Origin of the sequence: Streptomyces flavofungini (genome assembly GCF_041028215.1) — a bacterium.
Taxonomy (GTDB): domain Bacteria; phylum Actinomycetota; class Actinomycetes; order Streptomycetales; family Streptomycetaceae; genus Streptomyces; species Streptomyces flavofungini_B.
The window spans coordinates 1-1,858 of sequence record NZ_JASKYR010000955.1; the positions used below are offsets into that span (position 1 = coordinate 1).

General features: G+C 71.2%; 1 protein-coding gene. It reads right to left on the reverse strand.

Annotated features, from left to right (window positions below; genetic code table 11):
* Positions 1-1,858, reverse strand: a 1,858-nt coding sequence (locus AB8Z36_RS37050) for an Rne/Rng family ribonuclease (RefSeq protein ID WP_369217777.1), incomplete at both ends; no start/stop codon positions are given.

The window sequence follows — 1,858 nt, forward strand, 5'->3', positions numbered from 1 at the left end:
GCCTCCGCCCGGGGAGCGCCCGCGGGAGCGGAGGCCCTGCGGGTCGCGCGGCGGCGCGAGCGGCCGCTGCGGGACGCGGCGGCCTCGGCCTCGGCGGCGCTGCTGTACAGCTCCTCGTCCGCGACGAACTCCGGCTCCGGGAGCGCCACCGGGGCGGCGGCCTCCGCGGCGACCTCGGCCTCGGTCTCGACGCCCTCGGCGCCGTCCAGAGCCTCGTGCTCGATCTCGTGCGTGTGGTCGTGGCCGTGGTCGGCCTGCTCGGAGCCGCCGCGCCCGCGCTTCTTGCGCTTGCCGCCGCCACCGGCGGAGGTGGGCTGCTCCATGTGCACGATGACGCCGCGGCCGTTGCAGTGCACGCAGGTCTCGGAGAAGGACTCCAGGAGCCCCTGGCCCACCCGCTTGCGGGTCATCTGGACCAGGCCGAGCGAGGTGACCTCGGCCACCTGGTGCTTGGTCCTGTCCCGGCCCAGGCACTCCAGGAGGCGCCGCAGCACCAGGTCCCTGTTCGACTCAAGGACCATGTCGATGAAGTCGATGACGACGATGCCGCCGAGGTCGCGCAGCCGGAGCTGGCGCACGATCTCCTCGGCCGCCTCCAGGTTGTTCCTCGTGACGGTCTCTTCGAGGTTGCCGCCCTGGCCGGTGAACTTGCCGGTGTTGACGTCGACGACGATCATCGCCTCGGTCTTGTCGATCACCAGCGAGCCGCCGCTCGGCAGCCAGACCTTGCGGTCCAGGGCCTTCGCGAGCTGCTCGTCGATGCGGTACGTCGCGAAGACGTCGACCTCGGAGGTCCAGCGCGAGAGGCGGTCCGCGAGGTCGGGCGCGACGTGCGAGACGTAGCCGTGGATGGTCTCCCACGCCTCGTCGCCGCTGACGATGACCTTGGAGAAGTCCTCGTTGAAGATGTCGCGGACGACGCGGACCGTCATGTCCGGCTCGCCGTACAGCAGGCTCGGCGAGCTGGTGGTGGACATCTTGGCCTTCTTCTGGATGTCCTCCCACTGCGCCTGGAGCCGCTCGACGTCACGGCGCAGCTCGTCCTCGCTCGCGCCCTCGGCGGCGGTGCGCACGATGACGCCCGCGTCCTCGGGGACGATCTTCTTGAGGATGGTCTTCAGGCGCGCGCGCTCGGTGTCGGGCAGCTTGCGGCTGATGCCGGTCATCGAGCCCTCGGGCACGTACACCAGATAGCGGCCCGGCAGCGAGACCTGGCTGGTCAGGCGGGCGCCCTTGTGGCCGATCGGGTCCTTGGTGACCTGCACGAGGACCGACTGGCCGGACTTCAGGGCGGACTCGATGCGGCGCGGCCCGTTGGCCATGCCGAGCGCCTCGAAGTTGACCTCACCGGCGTACAGGACGGCGTTGCGTCCCTTGCCGATGTCGATGAAGGCGGCCTCCATGGAGGGCAGTACGTTCTGGACCTTGCCCAGGTAGACGTTGCCCACGTAGCTGGTGGCCTGCTCCTTGTTGACGTAGTGCTCGACGAGCACATTGTCCTCAAGCACGCCGATCTGGGTGCGCTCGCCGTTCTGGCGGACGACCATCACGCGCTCGACGGCCTCACGGCGGGCCAGGAACTCGGCCTCGGTGATGATCGGCACCCGGCGGCGGCCCTGCTCGCGGCCCTCGCGGCGGCGCTGCTTCTTGGCCTCGAGGCGCGTCGAGCCCTTGATGGACTGGACCTCGTCGGCACCGGTGCCGGGCTCGCGCTCCGCGTCCTTCGCACGCCGTTCCCGCGGCTCGCGGACCTTGACGACCGTGCGCTCCGGGTCGCCGTCGCCGGGCTCGCCCTCGGCGGAGTCACCGGCGCGACGGCGGCGGCGCCTGCGGCGGCGGCTGCTGCTCGATCCCGAGC